An 18,721-nucleotide genomic window follows, 5' to 3' on the forward strand; every position below is an offset into this window, starting at 1 on the left:
AAGCTAATGGAGACTTTGAACGTGCAGTAGAAATTATCCGAGAAAAAGGTAAACTTGTTGCTGCAAAACGTGCCGACAGAGACGCAACCGAAGGTGTTGTTTTGGCAAAAGTTACAGATAATAAAAAGTATGGTGCAATTGTAACCCTTAACTGTGAAACCGATTTCGTGGCTAAAAATGCCGATTTCGTACAATTTGCACAATCAATACTTGATATTGCATTAGCAAATAAACCCTCTGACTTAGAAGCATTAAAAGGATTAAAACTCGATGGACGACCAATTAAAGAGGTTATCACTGAGCAAATTGGTGTTATAGGCGAGAAAATTGATTTATCGTACTTCCAATTTGTCGAAGGAGATAGCTGTGTGGCATATATCCACCCGGGTAATAAACTTGCTTCGTTATTATCATTTACAGGCGAAATAAGTGACGAAGCTGCTAAAGATGTTGCAATGCAAACAGCAGCAATGGCTCCAGTTGGAATAGATAAAGATGATGTTCCCGCTGATGTTGTTGAAAAAGAGCTTGAAATAGCACGCGAAAAAGCTAAAGCAGAAGGAAGACCTGAAAATATGCTTGACAAAATTGCACAAGGACGTTTGCAAAAATTCTTCCAAGAGAGCACTCTTTTAAATCAAGAGTTTGTGAAAGAAGGCAAAATTACTGTTCGTGAGTATTTAGCCAAAAACGCTCCTGCAGCAAAAGTAAAAGGTATGAAACGTTTCAGTTTGAATGACTGATAAACACAATAAGAAAACGCCTGTCAAATATTTGACAGGCGTTTTTTTATGACTTTTCTTGTAAGTCAATAATTTCCAAAGCTTTTGCGACTTTCTCCTCCGCAGGTAGCCTGCCATCAATCCAGTGAATTTTAATATTATTACGCTCCATTCTGCGAAACCACGTCATCTGGCGTTTTGCAAACTGATGAATGGCTGTGTTTAGCTCGCTGAAAAACTGCTGGTAGCTGATTTTTTCTTGCAATAGCCATGTTATATACTTGTATTCCAACCCATAAGATATAAGCACATCGGGGCTGACCCCCGACTCTATTAGCTTTCGTGTTTCGTCAATCATGCCTTCGTCAATACGTTGCTTGAGCCGTTCGGTAATTCGTTTGCGTATTTCTGCTCTTTCGAAATGTACCCCGAAAATGAGAGTGTTAAGTTTCGGATAATCAGATTTCCCCAGATTGTCTTTTTCATACGTAGCTATTTCAATGGCTCTGATTGCGCGGTTGCGTGTATCAATGTCGGTTGAGTTGTGCATTGTTTTTATCTCCGAAAGAATAGTTCCCAACTCCTCTAACGATTTGTTTTCGAGAGATTTCCTTAGCTCTGGATTCTCTGGCACATCAGGCATTTGATAGTTTTTTACTATCGACTCGACGTAAAGCCCTGTACCACCGCATAAGACAACGTTTTTGCCTCGTTTCTTTATGCTGTTGTAGGCTACGAAGAAATCTTTTTGAAATTGGTAAACGCTATATTTTTGTCCGGCATCTAAAATATCTATCAGGTGGTAGGGAACAACTTTCCCGTTTGAGGAATATTCAGAAATATCTTTTCCTGTTCCCAAATCCATTCCACGAAACACCTGTCGCGAGTCGGCACTGATTATTTCAGCGTTAAGCCTGTCTGCCAAATCGATTGCAAATTTTGTTTTCCCTGTGGCTGTGGGACCGGTTACTATAATTAGGTCGTAATTCATTCTCTAAGATTATGTTGATAAAAAAACACGTTCCGACAATCGTATCTTGCGGATTCTTTCAAGAAGTTCTTTAAAATAGTTCATCGATGACCCAGACTTGAAACGTTCATCGTTCAGAGCGAAGCCCTTGATTATGTAGTCGCGAAGTCGTTGAGTTGCCCAAATACGAAATTGTGTGCCCTGTAGCGATTTTACTCTATAGCCAACTGAGATAATGACATCAAGGTTGTAGAAATTTACTTCGTGGCTTTGTGTTTTGTCTGCTATTGCACCATGTTGAGTGGTTGTTCGGAATTTCCGAACAACCAGTTCTTCCTGTAATTCACCCTCTTCAAAAATGTTGGCAATATGCTCGCTAACAGTTGATTTCGCTTTACCGAATAAAGTGCATATCTGTGCTTGAGTAAGCCACACTGTTTCATCGGTCAGTAGCACATCAACTTTGATATTGCCGTCCTCTGATTGATAAATGAGCATTTGATTATTTTCTTCCATAGCCGTTTTTATATAAAGCTTTGTGTTACTAATGCTTAACTGCTCATAAAATCGTTGAACATGTCATGTTTTTTTGCATTATCTAATAACTCAGCCCATTCTCTTTGTTCGAGAATTGGAGCGACTATTGTATACTCATCAATCAACTCCCATTTAGATGGCAAAATAGCATTTAAAATATCATTTGTTATCACAATTGGCTCTTCTTTTGATGTGTTTAGTAAAATGAAATCATAGCTGTCAATTATGCAGTTTACTCTGTTTGTCAAGAGTTTGAGAATCATTGTGTCTTTCTTTGATTTTTTCATTTTCATAATATCCCCATAGTCATAATCCGGGATGCGATAGTTCACTTCAATTATTAAGTCAAGCATTTTATTTTTTAATTGCTCTTCATTTAGTTTTTTAAACTGTTCGTGTAATCGTTTGCCAAAATGGACTTTTCTAATTGGTCCATAAATAGTAATATTGTTGTCTTTTGTAAAATAATAAATCATTTTACAATCTTGTATCTCTATTTCAGCAATTTTATCGTCGTTAAAAAGAGGAAAACTTAATATTTGTTCTTCATTTTCATTAATAAGGGTTCCGTTTGTTAGTGGCAGTATTTTGGATACCAACAAGTTTGTTAATTGATAATCGTGTTTATTAGACAAAACGGTATTTTTAATTTCAATTGAGTCCTCATTAATTGATAAATTTACCCCTCGAGTAGATTTTTTATTTATCCAATAGTAAAATATGTTTTCTCCTCTATTTTCAAATTTGATTTCTGAATGAGATAAAAGGACTCTATTCAAATCGTTAAAATTAAAATGAGATTTTGTGATTATATTGTGAACTATGCTCATTACTTTGTTTTAAAAATATGCGTTTAATTTACATCTACAGCATGCATGAACAAATATTGGGATTTGATTTTGAAAACTGTTTTGAATTGTATTTTGAATCGAATTTATTTGCAATAATATTATAAAACATTTGTTTTCAAACTTAGCAAAATCTTTTAAATAATTTAGTAATGATTGAAAAATACCCTAAAAATTCACCTTGTCGCAAGCGCAATAAAAACTATCTTTGCAATCAATTCATAGAAAAAGAGATATTTCTGATATGATTGATTTTCAACAATATACTTTCCCTTCGGGTTTGCGTTTGGTTCATGTTTCCGATAAAAGTATGGTTGCACATTTTGGTGTTGTTTTTGGTACAGGCTCGCGTGACGAGTTGCCAAAGGAACATGGCATAGCCCATTTTATAGAACATATGCTTTTTAAAGGTACGACAAATCGTAAGCCTTATCATATTCTTAGTCGTATGGAAGACGTTGGCGGAGAGATAGATGCCTACACAACTAAAGAGATGATTGTCATCGCATCGAGTTTTCCCAAACAATATTTTAGTCGTGCCGTTGAGTTGGTTTCAGATATTACGTTCAACTCGACTTTCCCCGCAAAGGAGATTCAGAAAGAGAAAGAGGTTGTGTTCGAGGAAATTAATATGTATAAAGACTCTCCGTCTGAGTTCATATATGATGTTTTTGATAGCCTGCTATATGGCGATCATCCAATGGGTAAAAATATTCTCGGCACGCCGGAATCAATAAGTAAATTCGACGAAACGAGCCTTAAAAATTTCTGGGCAAGACAGGTTATTCCCCTAAACACAATTGTTTGTTCGGCTGGCGACATCCCTTTTAAAAAGGTGGTTGCGTTGGTTGAGAAGAGCTTTTGCGATTTCAAAAATATATCGTCTCCTGTAAAGCGGGAAAAGCCTGAAACCGCTCCGATATTTGCAAAATCTGTAAAGAAAAACACACATCAAGCCCACTGTATTATGGGAACGTCGGCTTTTGACGTTAAAAGCAAATATCGTGTTCCTCTTAAAATTCTTACAAACTTACTCGGCGGACCGGGAATGAATTCACGCCTAAACCTCTCTTTACGCGAGAAATATGGATTGGTCTATCAGGTTGATGCCTACTACTATCCGTTTTCTGATAGTGGAAATTTTGGAGTCTATTTTGGCACCGATTCCAACAGTGTTGACAGATGTAAAGAGTTGGTTTATAAAGAGATATCTAAACTTGCGGATTGCAAGTTGGGAACCATGCAGTTACACAATGCAAAACGTCAAGTCAAAGGACAAATAATACTTGGCTCTGAAAATCACTCAAGCTTAATGTTATCGACAGCAAAATCGGTACTTATGTTTGACAAAATTTGGACTATCGAAGAGATTCTGTCAGACGTTGATTCTGTGACAGACTCCCTGTTGTTAGAGACGGCAAATCGTCTGTTTGAAAATCGCCAATTATCAACACTCTTATTTTATTAAAGTTATGCCAGCGTCCAAAACCGAACTGCACGAGTATATTTCGGCTCACACATCGCCAGAGTCGCAGTTGTTACAAGAGGTAAACCGACAAACACATTTGAAAGTCTTACAACCACACATGATTTCGGGGCACGTTCAAGGTCGTTTCCTGTCAATGTTAAGCAGAATGAAAAAGCCTAAACGGATACTCGAATTAGGTACATTTACAGGCTATTCGGCACTCTGCTTAGCCGAGGGGCTTGCCGATGATGGCGAGCTAATAACCATCGAGAGTAACGACGAATTAGAAGAGCTAATTTTAAACAATTTTGCAAAATATAGCCGTCCAGAGGCTTTAAAGCTGATGATAGGAGAGGCTTTAGAAATACTGCCCCAATTGGACGGAAAATTCGATTTGGTCTTTATAGATGCCGATAAAACTGAATACCCTCAATATTTGCAATTGATAATTCCTTTACTAAACAAAAATGCATTTATCGTTGCCGACAACGTGTTGTGGTACGAAAAGGTTCTAGATTTGTCTGCCCATAACGACCCTTCGACCAAGGCGTTGGCTGAATTTAATGCAATGATAAACAGCGACAAACATTTTCAGAATATCATTTTACCGTTGCGCGATGGATTGATGATAGCCGAATACACCATCGGCAATTAGTGATGTGCAATTAACAATGAGCAATTAATTGAGTGTCAGGGAAATGTAGAGACGGAGCATGCTCCGTCTCCTCTTAATATTCCTTAATTTCTTAATGGTTCAAAAGCAATGGTGTTAAAAGTTGAAAGAAATTAGTAAAACAAAATTGTTAATTGCTAATTGCTTTATGATATTTATATTTGCGTATTAATAAAAAACAGCCAACTTGAAACGAACTTTTGTCTCCAGCCTTATCCTTTTAATTTTCCTTAACCTTTTGGTTAAGCCTTTTTGGGTGTTTGGAATAGATAGAAGTGTACAACTTGCCGTTGGGGAAAGTGCTTACGGAATGTACTTTGCCCTTTTTAATTTTTCGCTGCTTCTAAATATTTTGTTGGATGTTGGTATAACAAATTACAACAATCGCAATATTGCACAACATCAGTTTTTGCTTTCAAAGCACTTTTCTAACCTCGTGGCACTCAAGGGCTTGCTGGCAATTTTTTATGCCGTGATAACGTTATCAGCCGCCCTTATTGTCGGATATCGTGGTTATCAGCTTAATATGCTTTTATTGCTGATGTTTAATCAGTTTTTGTCCTCTTTTATTCTATATCTGCGTAGTAACATCTCGGCATTGCAGTTGTTCAAGACAGACAGCGTAATGTCTGTTGTTGACCGAACGCTTATGATTATTATATGTTCCTATTTGCTTTGGGGAAGAGCCACAGGAACACCGTTTAAAATCGAATGGTTTATTTATGCACAAACCTTATCATACTCAATTACCGCTTTAATTGCACTCCTTATCGTAATCAGTAAAGTTGATAAATTTAAAATCCATTTCGATTTAGCTTTTAACCGCGTAATGCTAAAACAGAGTTTCCCGTATGCCTTGCTTATATTGCTTATGGCGTTTTACAACAGAATTGATTCTGTAATGATTGAGCGGTTATTGCCCGAAGGTGCAGCAGATGCTGGTATTTATGCTCAAGGTTTTAGAGTGTTAGATGCAGCAACAATGATTGGATATCTGTTTGCGGGGCTTTTACTTCCAATATTTTCGTATATGATTAAAAACAAGGAAGATGTGGCACAAATTGTAAAACTTGCACTAATGTTGTTAATTGTTCCCGCTCTGTTATTAGCCTTTGGGTGTCTTTTCTTTAGATACGATATTATACAGTTGCTTTACCATCACAGAAATGCATATGGTGTAAATGTGTTTGGAATACTTATTCTTGGCTTTGTGCCCATTGCAACAACCTATATTTTCGGCACTCTGCTCACAGCAAACGGGTCGATGAAACAACTAAATACAATGGCATCAATTTCAATGGCTTTAAATATTATTCTTAACCTGATTTTAGTTCCTCGTTATCAGGCAACTGGCGCAGCTATTTCAAGTCTTGTTACACAAACATTTGCCGCTTCTGCTCAAGTTTTTATTGCGGTAAAAGTTTTTGGATTTAAAGTGCGACAGCAATATGCGGTTAAGTTTTTTCTTTTTTTAGTTGCGATTGTGATGTTAGGTTTCCTTGTTACTGTTTTACGACAACATTTTTCATTCAGTTGGTACTATTATTTAGCAATATATATATCTGTTGGATTATTGTTGTCGGTATTGCTCAAACTGTTTTCGTTTAAAGGACTATACGAGATTATCAGATACAATACCTAAAAATTTAACGTATCATTCACATAATGGCACTATTTATCAAGCAGTCGCCTTTCTTTCGTCTTTTTTTATTTACGATTTCGGGGATTATTACGGCTCAATACTTCGAAATTGAAAGTACATGGTTATTGTCTGTAGCTCTTGTGTTTTGGACTGTTTTGCTTGTTGTTTACGGATTAATAAAAAACATAAAAATTGATATTTTTTGGGGATTTGGATTTAACGCTCTCTGTTTTTTAGTCGGTTTTATATTGGCGCAAAATGCAAAGCCTCTTAACGATTTGCCTGACTTTGAAAGCAATAGCGGATTTACCATTATAATTGAACAAAACGAGGGCAGGATAAACAATAGGAATAGATATCTTGGACGATTGTACTTTACTGATAATCATAAATTTCTCGATAAAACAGTAAAAGTAAGACTACTTGCCGATACGACTGAAACCGAAATAAAAGAGGGGGATATTGTTTTTTGTATCGGAAGACTTCAAAAAATAGAAAACCGCGGTGATCCCGGCGAATTTGATTACAAAACATGGGCAAACCGCAAGCAGATTTATTACAGTTCGTTCGTTCCCAAAGGCAAATGTACAATTGTAGGCTATGACGAGCCAACACAAATCAAACAGTGGATTTCAAGCATTAGGATTTGGATTGAGCAATGTTTTACAAAGTTTGGAATTACCGGCAATCAAAATGCCGTGCTTATAGCCCTAACGACAGGTGACAAGGCAAGTCTTGACCCCGAATTGAAAAGTGCATTTACAACGGCTGGATTAATGCATGTGCTAGCTGTCAGTGGGTTGCACGTGGGTATTATCTATTTGGTTCTTAGCTGGATAGTTAAACCGCTAACATTTTTCCGTCAAGGTAGGATTTTAAGAATCGTTATAGTAATTACTGCACTTTGGCTGTATGCCTTTTTTACAGGAATGGCTCCATCTGTAAAACGAGCTGTGTTAATGTTTTCGTTTTTAGTTGTAGGCGAGGCTTCCGGCAGAAAGTATTCAGGACAAAATTCGCTGTTTGCTTCGGCATTTTTTCTTATGATTTTTAATCCAAACATAATATTCGAATTAGGGTTCCAGTTGTCGTATTTAGCGGTATTCGGTATTTTTCAATTTCATAAACCCATATATAACCTTTTCTGTTTTAAAAACAAACTGCTTGATAAAATATGGAGTCTTAGCGCATTGTCGATATCAGCTCAACTTGCTACAACGCCCATAAGTTTACTCTATTTCAATCAGTTTCCGTTATATTTTCTGTTGGGGAATATTGTAATTGTTCCGTTGGTGGGAGTTATTATTCAAGGGGCAATTTTATTTATGGCACTTAGTTTTTATGCGCCTTTGGCTAAAATAGTTGCGTGGTGCGTTAACCTAATGCTAAAGTTTATGACAGGAACTACCGAGTTGATTGCAAAGCTTCCCTATAGCCAGATTACAGGAATTTATATTGATGTGGTTATGGTTATTGCCCTTTACGCACTTTTCCTGATAGCGCACTCTTATTTTAAGTCGCACAGTCCCAGAACTTTAGTCGGATTATCGACGCTATTATGTTCACTTTTGATATATTCGGCAACAAAAAGCCATATTCTAGGTAACAGTAACGAAATACACGTCTTTAAAACAGCAAACAGCCCGATTTATATTGTGGAATCCAAAAACGTACACTCAATTGTTGCAGATTCGACAGTGCCGGTTGAGCGTCATATAGCGCAACTCTCTAACTTTTATGGTGCAAGACTAAATCACGCAAGTTACAACGAGGTTCAGGGTCGGGTTTCGGTTTGGGAGCATCCTGCTGGGAAGATTCTGATTGCTCCCGAGAATATCCTTTCAAGTATTGATACTACGATTTTTGAAAAGGTTGATGTTGTTGTGAGAAGTAAGCCTGTTAGGAAGTTTAAAAATTAGAATCTGTTAATTGCTTAATGAATAATACTTTACATTGAATCTTTTTAGCTCTCTATGCCTTTCCTTGCCAGTACACCTTGATTATAGTAATGCTTAATCTCTTTCATCTCGGTAACTAAATCGGCAAATTCAATTAGCTTGTCTGTTGCATAGCGACCTGTAATAATAATTTCAGTCTCGTCGGGTTTCTGCTTAATAATATTTATAAGCTCGTCGTCAGTAAAGAGGTTGTAGTAGATAGCGATGTTTGCCTCATCTAATACAATCACATCGTACTTGCCTAATAAAATTATTTCGGAAACCTCTTTAAGTCCCTCGCGAGCTGTATCTATATCAGCTTGTGAGGGCTTTTCGTAGATAAAACATTTTAGCCCATACTGCTTTATTGTGATGTCGGGTAAATATTTTTGTATCGCTTTAACTTCCGAATAGGCTTCACCTTTCACAAATTGAGCGAAAAAAACCTTTTTCTCTGCGCCAACTGCTCTTAATGATAATCCTAATGCTGCGGTTGTTTTTCCTTTGCCGTTGCCGGTATAAATATGTATATATCCCTTCATAATAATGAGTTTTATACAATGTGATATTGTTGAAAATGTATGGATGTAGCTATAACACTATAATGGAAAATTAGTCGATTAATTTGAAGTTGATGAAGCTTAACAAATTAAACAAAAACGGGGGATGAAAAAATCCCCCGTAAACTTTTTATTTCAAATAATCTTCCGTCAGAGCTACCCAGTAGGTTGCGCCGCGGCTAAGCATATCTTGGTTGAAAACATATTTGGGGTGATGCACCATAAAGGTGTCGCCGTTGCCAATCATGCAGTATGTTCCGGCTTTTTCTTTTAGCATAAAGGCAAAGTCCTCGCTACCCATATAGGGGTGCATGTTTTCCACAACTTGATCTTCGCCAAAGGTAGCTTTTGCTACGTTTGCTGCCCACTTGGTGTTTTCGGGAGTGTTGATTAATACTGCTCCTGCAACGCCCTCGCGGATTTCATATTGACAGTTAAACGCTTCGGCTTGCGCTTTTGTAATTTTGCGGATTTTATCAAGAACCATAATGCGAAGGTCAGGCTCCATATTACGGATACTCAAACGCAAGATAGCTTTCTGTGGAACAGCATTACCTGCTATACCTGACTGAAATGCTCCCACGTTTACCACCGAGTTTTTCCATGGCGATACGTTGCGGCTTACGATAGTTTGTAGTGCCATTACAAGAGAAGCTCCGCATACCAATGGGTCGATACTTAGCTCAGGCATTGAGCCGTGTGAGCCTTTACCTGTAAGCTCAATCTCCCAGTTATCAACGGCAGCCATTGTTTCGCCCTCGCGGAAATGGAATTTTCCTAAAGGTAAACCGGGCATATTGTGCATTCCATAAACAGCGTCAACAGGGAAACGTTTGAACAGACCGTCTGCAACCATTGCTGGAGCTCCTTCCATGGTCTCTTCGCCGGGTTGGAAGATTAAACGGACGGTTCCGTTAAAGTTTTTGGTTGTTGCCAAGTATTTTCCCGCGCCGAGTAACATCGTAGCGTGTGAGTCGTGTCCGCAAAGGTGCGACCAGCCTTCTACTTTGCTCTTGTACGGCAAATTGTTATCTTCTAAAATGGGTAGTGCATCGAAATCGGCACGCATACCAATAGATTTTTTCCCGTTACCTACGGTCATAGATGCTACAACACCTGTTCCGCCAATGCCTTCAACAACATCGTAGCCCCACGATTTTAGTTTATCGGCTATGTATTTGGCTGTTTTAGGAGTATCCATGTTTAGTTCAGGATTTTGGTGCATATAGTCCATCCACTCTTTCATTTCGGGTTGAAGCTTTGCAACTTCAGATAATAATTTTTTGTTCATAATATTGAAATTTTATGGGTTTGTTATTTTATTTGCACAATTGCTTGTAAACAGTGATTTTTATATGTGTTATAGTAACTTTCTTGCTCTCTTACAAAATCACTCTGCTTTTCTCAAGTTGACAGATCTATCACGGTTACCTCAAGATAACTTTCTGTCGTAAAGGTATAATTATTCTTATAAAATATCAAGATAAGGGGGTTGTTTTTTATAAACTTTTGGTCATTAAAGAACCCTTTAAAAGTTTATTATAATTTAAGGTGTTGTGATATTATGCTTTAAGGGTTTTAGAACTTAATATTATTTATGAAAAACCACTTCTTACAAAATTAGCTTCATTTGTCATTACAGTAATTGCTTTTCCATTTGTTAAACTTCAAAGCGAAATAAAAAGCAGAAGGGAAACTTAACAAAGTGATTATAACACCAATCAATGCCCATAATAGCAAGGCTTCAAAACTCGTTTGTCCATTTTTAATAAAAAGGTAGAGTGTATAAATACAATAAGGTAATGCAATTATAGATGAAATAATTACGGGAACATATTTACGCCATATTATCCATTGCCCAATATGGACTAAAAGGTGTATGAAGTAAGCCGAAAAAGCGGCAAACCACAAGTAGTATGCACCATACCAAAGTGACAAATATGCAACAATAGAAATCAGTATAAATTCATGTAACACTGCAACAGCAAAAGCAGAGGTTGAAAGCGAGTATATTTGTTTTTTGTTCAATAAGTCATTCAGTTTAGGAAAACGTTTTTCAATTTCTGATTTGTTTTTTGCAAGCCATGGTTTGAACATTATGATTTCTTCAAAGTCGTGGAATATAAAAATCACAGGTAAAAGTGCCATTAATAACTTTGTTTCATTCATCTCTTTTATTGTTTTATTTTCTTGTAATTTTTGATGCTTTCACTTTACTGGTTTCAGTGCTTCTGAGTTTCTAACAATATATTGCACAAAGTTTGTTGTTGACAACTGTTCATTAAAAACAGCACAATAGTTTGCTTAAAGAAGTTAGTCCTAATTGTTATTAGTTTTTGTTTGTTCTTGCATTTCGCCTAAATAGTGTTGTGTTCCGCCATAGTATTTAAAGTTTATAAAATCGCAACCGTACTGCAGTGTTGGTTCGTTGTTTTTCTTGCAACTTGCAAAAATTAACGAAATGGTCGTGATTGATAAAATTAGTTTCTTCATGGAAAATGTTTTTTATAATGAGATAACCAAGTTACAAATTTTTCATAAAGTTGTCAAGGGGTAAGGATGTTTTTTACGTAGATTAATTTTTGTTAACTTTACAGAAACATAGAGCGTATTCGCAAATGTTAAAATTATAATCAAATGGATACAGAACATTCAAACAAAATTCTCCTTTTTATTACTGTTGATGATGTGCAATTTGAGGCAATGGAAAAAATAGCAGAAAATTAAACGATGATGAAATTTATATTGCCCAAAAAGGATTGGGAAGTGGCTTGCTTGCAACTATAGACGTTTTATACTCAACAATTTTTAATGAAATGATTGAACATGCGTGAAATAGGCGACACGGATGCATAAATATTTGTTTGCAAACAAATTGCGAGTCCGCTTGTTTTGGTGACAAACAAAAAAGCCAACCGACTTATTCTAAGTTAGTTGGCTTTTTATTTTTATCTAGCTTAAATATTATCTATCAGCCAATTCGTCTGCAAGACGTTGTGTTAATAGTGGAACTATTTTGCACAAGTCGCCAACAATACCCAAATCGGCAACGCCGAAAATTGGTGCAAACTTATCTTTGTTGATAGCTATAATATAATCGGACTCTTCCATTCCTGCAAGGTGCTGAATTGCTCCGGAAATACCGATAGCAAAGTAGAGGTCAGGTCTAACCGTTTTACCTGTTTGACCAACTTGTCGATCTTGGGTTGCAACACCTGCGTCAACAAGGGCGCGAGATGCCGACCTCTCGGCTTTCAACAGTTTTGCAAGTTCGTAGAGTTTCTCGTATCCCTCGTGGCAACCAACACCACGTCCACCAGAGACAAGAATTTTTGCGTCTGCAATATCAATCTTATTTTTGGTTTCGGTAACGTTCTCAACAATCTCAACTTTAAATTTTGAGTTGTCGAACTCAACCTTAAAATCAACTACTTCGCCTTTGCGTGACTTGTCGGCAACATTTTTCTGCATTACGCCAGGGCGAACGGTTGACATCTGCGGATGATGGTCGGGACAAATAATCGTTGCCATAAGGTTTCCGCCAAAGGCAGGACGTGTCATAAGAAATTTACCCTCTTCGTCAATCTCAAGTTTTGTACAGTCGGCTGTAAGACCAGTCGCTAAGCGTGCAGACAGGCGTGGTGCAAGGTCGCGACCTATGGTTGTTGCGCCAAACAACACAATGTTGGGCTTGTATTTGGTAATCATTTGCCCTATTGCTTGTGTATACTGTTCAGTTAGATAGTGTTCGAGGTTAGGGTGATCAGCAATTAGAACGATATCTGCGCCATATTCAATCAATTTTTGTGCACTGTTTTTTACGTTGTGCCCTGCAAGCATAGCAACAACCTTTTGTTTCAGTGCGCCAGCAAGTTGAGTGGCTTTACCAAGCAACTCAAGTGCAACTTTCGAGATTTCCCCACCTCGCTGTTCTATAAAAACAAAAACATTTTGATTATCTTGATTATTCATTTTTCAATTATTTTAAAAGTGCTCCGATGATTAAATAATAAACTTCTCTTTCAGTCGGCTAATGATGATTGCCACTGCTTGTTCAGCATCAACTTCGAACTGTTCGCCAGCCTGTTTAACGCCTTTTGCAAACGATTTTGCAACCTTTGTGGGCGAGCCTTTTAGTCCGAGTTTCTCTACGTCAACGTCAATTTGGTCGGCAGTCCAAATTTCAACTTCCCTGTCGTATGCCTCCATTATTCGGCTTACGCTCATGTATCGTGGTTTAAATCCTGTGGCAAGCACCGTAAGCAAGCAAGGCAGTTGTGCTTTTAGGATTTGATAACCTGTTTCATTCTCTTTTTTAATATTAACCGAGCGGTCGTTGTTGAGTGTACAACTTGCAACATACGATACTTGTGGCAAATCTAAATGTTCGGCAATCTGCGGACCAACTTGTGCTGTATCGCCGTCAATTGCCTGACGACCAGCGACTACAAGGTCAAATTTCAATTTTCTAAGTGCGCCAGCCAATGCGTTTGATGTTGCTAAAGTATCAGCTCCGGCAAATTTTCTGTCCGTTAGCAAGATAGCACGGTCTGCACCCATTGCAAGGGCTTCGCGCAACATAACATCGGCTTGGGGAGGTCCCATTGTGATAACGGTTACGTGAGCACCGTGTCTGTCTTTCAACTGTAGTGCAAGCTCCAAACCGCTTTTGTCGTCGGGGTTCATAATACTTGGAACACCCTCTCTGATAAGTGTCCCTGTTTCAGGATTTATCTTGATTTCGTTGGTGTTAGGCACCTGTTTTATGCAAACAACTATATTCATGGTAACAAAGTATAAAAATTATTTAAAAAGGTTAGCAGCGATAACCATACGTTGAACCTCTGATGTTCCTTCGTAAATCTCGGTAATCTTCGCATCACGCATCATTCTCTCAACAGGATATTCGCGTGTATATCCATATCCACCGTGGAATTGCACGGCTTTGGTAGTAACTTCCATTGCTGTTTCGGCAGCAAAGAGCTTAGCCATTGCAGCATCAACAGTGTATGGCACTTTGGTATCTTTCTTAAACGCAGCAGAACGAACAAGTAATCTTGATGCCTGAACTTTTGTATAAAGGTCAGCCATTTGAAACTGAGTGTTTTGGAAAGCAGAGATGCTACGTCCAAACTGCTTTCTCTCTTTTGTGTATTTAACTGTCTCATCAATAGCACCTTGAGCAATGCCAAGAGCTTGTGAGGCAATACCAATTCGTCCGCCGTCTAACGTTTTCATTGCAATACTAAAACCTCTGTTTAACTTGCCTAACAGATTGCTTTTTGGAATTCTGCAATTATCAAATATAAGTTCACAAGTTGAAGAACCTCTAATACCCAATTTGTGTTCCTCGCGACCAACTGTAAAGCCCTCTGTTCCAGCCTCAACAATAAAAGCTGAAATGCCTCTCGTTCCTTGTGATTTGTCGGTCATCGCAAAAATGACAAAAACGTGAGCATGTCCTGCATTGGTTATGAAGATTTTGCTTCCATTTAACACATACTCGTCGCCATCTTCAACAGCTGTTGTTTGTTGTGCTGATGCATCTGTACCGGCATTTGGCTCGGTTAATCCAAAAGCTCCAATCCATTCGCCATTACATAGCTTTGGCAAATATTTTTGTTTTTGCTCTTCGGTGCCGTTCTCAAAAATTGGTGCAACGCACAGTGAAATATGAGCCGAAAGTAGCACTCCCGTTGTTGCACAGGCGCGTGAAATCTCTTCAACAGCCATTGAATAGATTACATTTGAACCGCCCGAACCGCCATACTCTTTTGGCACGGTAATGCCCATTAAACCTATGTCCGCCATTTTTTTTGCCGTCTCCGCGGGAAATCTTTCCTGCTCATCAATTTCGGCGGCTAATGGCTTAACTTCTTTTTCTGAAAACTCATGAATCATTTTCAGAAAAAGTTCTTCTGTTTTTGTTAAATTAAAGTCCATAGCGTAAATTGTAATTTATAAATATATAAAACTATCATTGTTTTTAAGTGTCTCTTTTTCAGTCGTTTAGACATTTGAGTGTTTGGCGATTGCACAAAAAAATAGCGCACTTCAATAGTAAATATGCGAAGTGACATTGTGCAACATTTTCTGACGAAAATCAGATTAGGTAATAACCAATCTCCATGCCAAAAGTTGACTTCAAAATTACAATTTTAAATCATGAAAACCATGAAAATAATGAGAAACGGCAAAACCAAAATAAATAAAATTAATAACCAACATCAGTCATTATAACTAAAAACTTAAAATTCTTTTTTTTGAAGATGCTGATATTTACTTAGTTGTTATAATTTATATGTTCTATAGGTAAAACAACACATATTAAAGATAGTAAACAGAATGATTCCAGCTTGTCTGGTTTCATAAACTTACTACTTTTGTGTCTGTTTTTAATCACAAACTTTTAACTAAAAACTGTATGAAAGCTTTTCTTACTATTGGATTGCTTATTTGCTCTAATATTTTTATGACTTTTGCATGGTACGGACATTTGAAACTCTCTGAATATTCGTGGTTTAGCAAATTGTCGTTGTTTGGAATTATTGTTTTTAGCTGGGGCATTGCTTTTTTCGAGTACTGCTTTCAGGTTCCGGCAAACAGAATTGGTTTTGTTAATAATGGCGGACCGTTCTCTTTGGTACAACTAAAGGTGTTACAAGAAGTTATTACACTTGTAGTGTTTATGGTTTTTTCTTATGTGGCTTTTCAGTCGCAAATAAAACCCAACCACATCATAGGCTTTGTGCTGTTGGTGTTGGCGGTCTATTTTATCTTTAAAGGATAGAGTTATTTAAAGAAAATATAAGTTCAAACAATAAATTAAAGTTAAAAAAATTGCTTCGAGAATCACATCTTAAAGAAAAAAACTATACATTTATTGCGAAAATGTTCGTGTTGAAAAACAAATTCAAGAACAGTTAAAATAAAACTACTTTCACAATAAAAACAGAGAGCTATATTGTGAAAAGTATTACAAATATTCATTCATATCGACAACTACATCTATGAAACGAATATGCCAATTAAACCTTGATACAAAATAAAGTGATTATTGCGCGTAAGTTTCATATCACATTAAACTAAAAATCGTGAACATATGAAAAGAAATGTTTTACTCTTTTTTACTCTTATTTGTACAACGGCTTTTGCCCAAACAGATGAAGATACTGTCAAGCCTTCAACATGGAAAATGATAGGCAACGCTCAATACGTTACCCAACACCATTGGCGTGGAATTGGCAAGGGGGGGTTGTTCGGCGGTGCACCTGCTTTTGAACCAACAGTTGCGTTTGTTAATAAGAACTGGAACATGGGTGTCTTTACTGCCGCCTCTTTTGATGACGTTTATAAGGCTGTGATACCGTGGGTATCGTTCTCACCAGTAAAAGGCTTATGGGTTGGCGTTTGGGACATCTATTCACCCGGAAAGGTTATGTGGACACACAATCCATTTGATTACTCTCTTGCCACATCAAAGCACTTTGTTGATGCGGTAATCTCTTATCAGCTTCCTTGGTTCCCTCTCACTTTTAAGTGGGCGACAATTGTAGCCGGTAAGGATGCTAATGCTGACGGAAAAAGAAACTTCACCTCATACGGGGAAGTTTCCTACGTGCATCGTTGGAATGCTTTCAGTATTTGGGGATGTGTAAGTATGACACCCGCGAAAGGGTTGTACACAATGGCCGTAATGAAAGATGGTAAAGAACCCAAACCCGGCATTAACAACTTAGAACTTAAGTTACAGTACGACTTTAAACTTTACGAGCCAGTTTCGTTACCCGTATTTGCAAAATTCACTTACAATCCGCTTGTTAACGTATTCCTATTTCAGGCTGGTGCAAGCATAATAATTCCATATTCATTCAAATAAAACCTTGAAACAATGCAAACAACAACTTACAAAGGAACAGATAAAGTACTTATAGGCTTTATTCTTGCTGTTCTAACATTTTGGCTTTTTGCCAACTCAATGATGAACGTATCGCCCGTGATGACCGAAATGCTCGGCATGGATGCGAATACAATGAACATCGCCGTATCACTCGCTGCCCTGTTTTCAGGGATTTTCATTGTTGTGATAGGTGGATTAGCTGATAGTATCGGTCGTGTAAAAACTTTTAAAGTCGGGTTATATTTGGCTATTGCAGGTTCACTCTTAGTGGGATTATCTCCCAAAGGAGACCTCGCCGTACCAATGCTTCTAATAGGACGTGCTTTGCAAGGACTCTCCGCTGCTTTCGTAATGCCAACAAGTTTAGGTATGATTAAAATTTTCTGGGAAGGCAAAGAGCGTCAACGTGCTATAAGTCTTTGGTCTATTGGTACATTTGGTGGCTCGGGATTAAGTTCACTTACAGGAGGAATTATTGCCTCAAGCCTTGGCTGGCGATGGATTTTCTTTTTCGCTGTGATAGTAGCTGTTATTGCTCTATATTTGACCAAAGAACTGCCAGAAAACAAGCGCGAAGGAGCTGGCAAATATAAAATTGATTGGGGTGGAATCATAATATTTATGATTGCCATGATTGCGTTGCAGATTTTCATAACCAACGGAAACAAACTTGGATGGACTAACTGGATAACCATTGTTTTAATTGCTATTACAATAGTATTTGGCTACTTGTTTGTTTATGTTGAAAAAAAATCACCATATGCTTTTGTTGACTTTGGATTGTTCAAAAATAAAATATTTACTGGGGCTACGTTGGCAAACTTTTTTATTAATGGAACTTCAGGTATGCTTATTGTTTCTCTCACATTGATGCAGCGTGGGGCACAATTCTCGGCTATGGAAGCGGGATTGCTAACATTAGGTTTTGCTATTACCGTAATTTTATTTATCCGTGTGGGTGAAAAACTTCTTCAAAAGTTTGGTGCAAAAAAACCAATTATCTGGGGTGCATTAATAATTTGTGCAGCCATTATATTGCTTATGCAAACACAGATAATGACTGGACAATACGTTGTATTGGCAGTTATAGCCTATTCACTTTTCGGATTGGGCTTAGCTTTCTTTGCAACTCCTGCCACTGATGCCGCTCTGTCTAATTTGCCCGATAGTCAGGCAGGTAGTGGAGCTGGTATTTTCAAAATGGCCTCATCGCTTGGAACAAGCTTTGGAGTTGCTATAGCAGCAGGAATTTATACGGCAGTGGTCTCCAGAACTGAACCAATTGCTTGGTTGGGCAAAATCATTAATTTTATAGGCAGACAAGATAACGTGCTTGTTCGACAAGGAGCAATGTTAGGATTAGCTTTCTGTCTGCTTTTGGCAATTTTGGTAATTGTATCGGTTGTTGCAACCATACCTGACAAGAAGAAGGCATAAAGTGTGAAATAAAGCTTTTTGTTCGCT

The 18,721-nt window shown here is 37.6% G+C and carries 17 protein-coding genes and 1 pseudogene; 8 read left to right on the forward strand and 10 right to left on the reverse strand.

Translation table 11 applies throughout. The features are described 5' to 3' along the window. Positions 1–743 (forward strand): elongation factor Ts (locus GX311_01125; GenBank protein NLK14981.1); only part of this gene is annotated, 743 nt, incomplete at its 5' end. 46 nt (positions 744–789) lie between these two features. Here the strand turns inward: GX311_01125 and miaA are convergent. The 3 genes and pseudogenes from miaA to GX311_01140 all read right to left on the reverse strand — a co-directional run bounded on the left by miaA (position 790) and on the right by GX311_01140 (position 3,059). Then, the gene (gene miaA, locus GX311_01130) at positions 790–1,713 is read right to left on the reverse strand and encodes a tRNA (adenosine(37)-N6)-dimethylallyltransferase MiaA (GenBank protein ID NLK14982.1); all 924 of its coding nucleotides are present in this window, start codon (positions 1,711–1,713) and stop codon (positions 790–792) included. Between the two features lie 21 nt (positions 1,714–1,734). Then, positions 1,735–2,208: pseudogene (locus GX311_01135) on the reverse strand (virulence RhuM family protein). A gap of 35 nt (positions 2,209–2,243) precedes the next feature. Continuing rightward, positions 2,244–3,059 (reverse strand): hypothetical protein, encoded by an 816-nt coding sequence (locus GX311_01140; GenBank protein ID NLK14983.1) that lies wholly within the window; start codon positions 3,057–3,059, stop codon positions 2,244–2,246. Positions 3,060–3,285: 226 nt separating this feature from the next. On the opposite strand from GX311_01140, the gene GX311_01145 reads away from it, so the two are divergent. The 4 genes from GX311_01145 (at position 3,286) to GX311_01160 (ending at position 8,779) form a co-directional block, all read left to right on the forward strand. Then, entirely contained in the window at positions 3,286–4,545 is a 1,260-nt protein-coding gene (locus GX311_01145; protein NLK14984.1) for an insulinase family protein, read from the forward strand. 4 nt (positions 4,546–4,549) lie between these two features. Next, a complete protein-coding gene (locus GX311_01150; GenBank protein NLK14985.1) occupies positions 4,550–5,200 on the forward strand; it encodes an O-methyltransferase in 651 nt (216 codons plus the stop codon). Positions 5,201–5,405: 205 nt separating this feature from the next. After that, positions 5,406–6,860 carry an oligosaccharide flippase family protein gene (locus GX311_01155; GenBank protein NLK14986.1) on the forward strand — a complete coding sequence of 485 codons (1,455 nt, stop codon included), beginning with the start codon at positions 5,406–5,408 and terminating at the stop codon, positions 6,858–6,860. A 23-nt stretch (positions 6,861–6,883) separates the two neighbouring features. After that, the gene (locus tag GX311_01160; protein ID NLK14987.1) at positions 6,884–8,779 is read left to right on the forward strand and encodes a ComEC family competence protein; all 1,896 of its coding nucleotides are present in this window, start codon (positions 6,884–6,886) and stop codon (positions 8,777–8,779) included. Positions 8,780–8,823: 44 nt separating this feature from the next. Here the strand turns inward: GX311_01160 and GX311_01165 are convergent, their stop codons facing one another. The 7 genes from GX311_01165 to GX311_01195 all read right to left on the reverse strand — a co-directional run bounded on the left by GX311_01165 (position 8,824) and on the right by GX311_01195 (position 15,300). After that, positions 8,824–9,339, reverse strand: coding sequence for a cob(I)yrinic acid a,c-diamide adenosyltransferase (locus tag GX311_01165; GenBank protein ID NLK14988.1), 516 nt, complete (start codon positions 9,337–9,339; stop codon positions 8,824–8,826). Positions 9,340–9,487: 148 nt separating this feature from the next. Next, on the reverse strand, positions 9,488–10,648 hold the full coding sequence (locus GX311_01170) for an amidohydrolase (protein NLK14989.1): 1,161 nt from the start codon (positions 10,646–10,648) through the stop codon (positions 9,488–9,490). A 335-nt stretch (positions 10,649–10,983) separates the two neighbouring features. Continuing rightward, complete coding sequence (locus GX311_01175) at positions 10,984–11,526, reverse strand: HXXEE domain-containing protein (protein ID NLK14990.1); 543 nt, start codon at positions 11,524–11,526, stop codon at positions 10,984–10,986. 150 nt (positions 11,527–11,676) lie between these two features. Continuing rightward, on the reverse strand, positions 11,677–11,850 hold the full coding sequence (locus tag GX311_01180) for a hypothetical protein (protein ID NLK14991.1): 174 nt from the start codon (positions 11,848–11,850) through the stop codon (positions 11,677–11,679). A gap of 471 nt (positions 11,851–12,321) precedes the next feature. Then, on the reverse strand, positions 12,322–13,329 hold the full coding sequence (locus GX311_01185; protein NLK14992.1) for an electron transfer flavoprotein subunit alpha/FixB family protein: 1,008 nt from the start codon (positions 13,327–13,329) through the stop codon (positions 12,322–12,324). Positions 13,330–13,359: 30 nt separating this feature from the next. Then, positions 13,360–14,142 carry an electron transfer flavoprotein subunit beta/FixA family protein gene (locus GX311_01190; GenBank protein ID NLK14993.1) on the reverse strand — a complete coding sequence of 261 codons (783 nt, stop codon included), beginning with the start codon at positions 14,140–14,142 and terminating at the stop codon, positions 13,360–13,362. A gap of 18 nt (positions 14,143–14,160) precedes the next feature. Then, positions 14,161–15,300, reverse strand: a complete 1,140-nt coding sequence (locus tag GX311_01195; GenBank protein ID NLK14994.1) for an acyl-CoA dehydrogenase — start codon at positions 15,298–15,300, stop codon at positions 14,161–14,163. Between the two features lie 481 nt (positions 15,301–15,781). Between GX311_01195 and GX311_01200 the strand changes: the two genes are divergently transcribed. From GX311_01200 to GX311_01210, 3 genes are all read left to right on the forward strand, one after another. Next, the gene (locus GX311_01200) at positions 15,782–16,147 is read left to right on the forward strand and encodes a DMT family protein (GenBank protein NLK14995.1); all 366 of its coding nucleotides are present in this window, start codon (positions 15,782–15,784) and stop codon (positions 16,145–16,147) included. Between the two features lie 312 nt (positions 16,148–16,459). Next, positions 16,460–17,236, forward strand: coding sequence for a hypothetical protein (locus GX311_01205; protein ID NLK14996.1), 777 nt, complete (start codon positions 16,460–16,462; stop codon positions 17,234–17,236). Between the two features lie 12 nt (positions 17,237–17,248). Continuing rightward, positions 17,249–18,694, forward strand: coding sequence for an MFS transporter (locus tag GX311_01210; protein ID NLK14997.1), 1,446 nt, complete (start codon positions 17,249–17,251; stop codon positions 18,692–18,694). Positions 18,695–18,721: the final 27 nt, after the last annotated feature.

This window comes from Bacteroidales bacterium, from assembly GCA_012519055.1.
Lineage (GTDB): Bacteria > Bacteroidota > Bacteroidia > Bacteroidales > Salinivirgaceae > JAAYQU01.

Coding starts and splice junctions, on each gene's coding strand:
- GX311_01190 (NLK14993.1), bottom strand. CDS start 14,142: ATGAATATAGTTGTTTGCATAAAACAGGTGCCTAACACCAACGAAATC.
- GX311_01140 (NLK14983.1), bottom strand. CDS start 3,059: ATGAGCATAGTTCACAATATAATCACAAAATCTCATTTTAATTTTAAC.
- GX311_01200 (NLK14995.1), top strand. CDS start 15,782: ATGAAAGCTTTTCTTACTATTGGATTGCTTATTTGCTCTAATATTTTT.
- GX311_01185 (NLK14992.1), bottom strand. CDS start 13,329: ATGAATAATCAAGATAATCAAAATGTTTTTGTTTTTATAGAACAGCGA.
- GX311_01195 (NLK14994.1), bottom strand. CDS start 15,300: ATGGACTTTAATTTAACAAAAACAGAAGAACTTTTTCTGAAAATGATT.
- GX311_01165 (NLK14988.1), bottom strand. CDS start 9,339: ATGAAGGGATATATACATATTTATACCGGCAACGGCAAAGGAAAAACA.
- GX311_01210 (NLK14997.1), top strand. CDS start 17,249: ATGCAAACAACAACTTACAAAGGAACAGATAAAGTACTTATAGGCTTT.
- GX311_01180 (NLK14991.1), bottom strand. CDS start 11,850: ATGAAGAAACTAATTTTATCAATCACGACCATTTCGTTAATTTTTGCA.
- GX311_01170 (NLK14989.1), bottom strand. CDS start 10,648: ATGAACAAAAAATTATTATCTGAAGTTGCAAAGCTTCAACCCGAAATG.
- miaA (NLK14982.1), bottom strand. CDS start 1,713: ATGAATTACGACCTAATTATAGTAACCGGTCCCACAGCCACAGGGAAA.
- GX311_01150 (NLK14985.1), top strand. CDS start 4,550: ATGCCAGCGTCCAAAACCGAACTGCACGAGTATATTTCGGCTCACACA.
- GX311_01175 (NLK14990.1), bottom strand. CDS start 11,526: ATGAATGAAACAAAGTTATTAATGGCACTTTTACCTGTGATTTTTATA.
- GX311_01205 (NLK14996.1), top strand. CDS start 16,460: ATGAAAAGAAATGTTTTACTCTTTTTTACTCTTATTTGTACAACGGCT.
- GX311_01160 (NLK14987.1), top strand. CDS start 6,884: ATGGCACTATTTATCAAGCAGTCGCCTTTCTTTCGTCTTTTTTTATTT.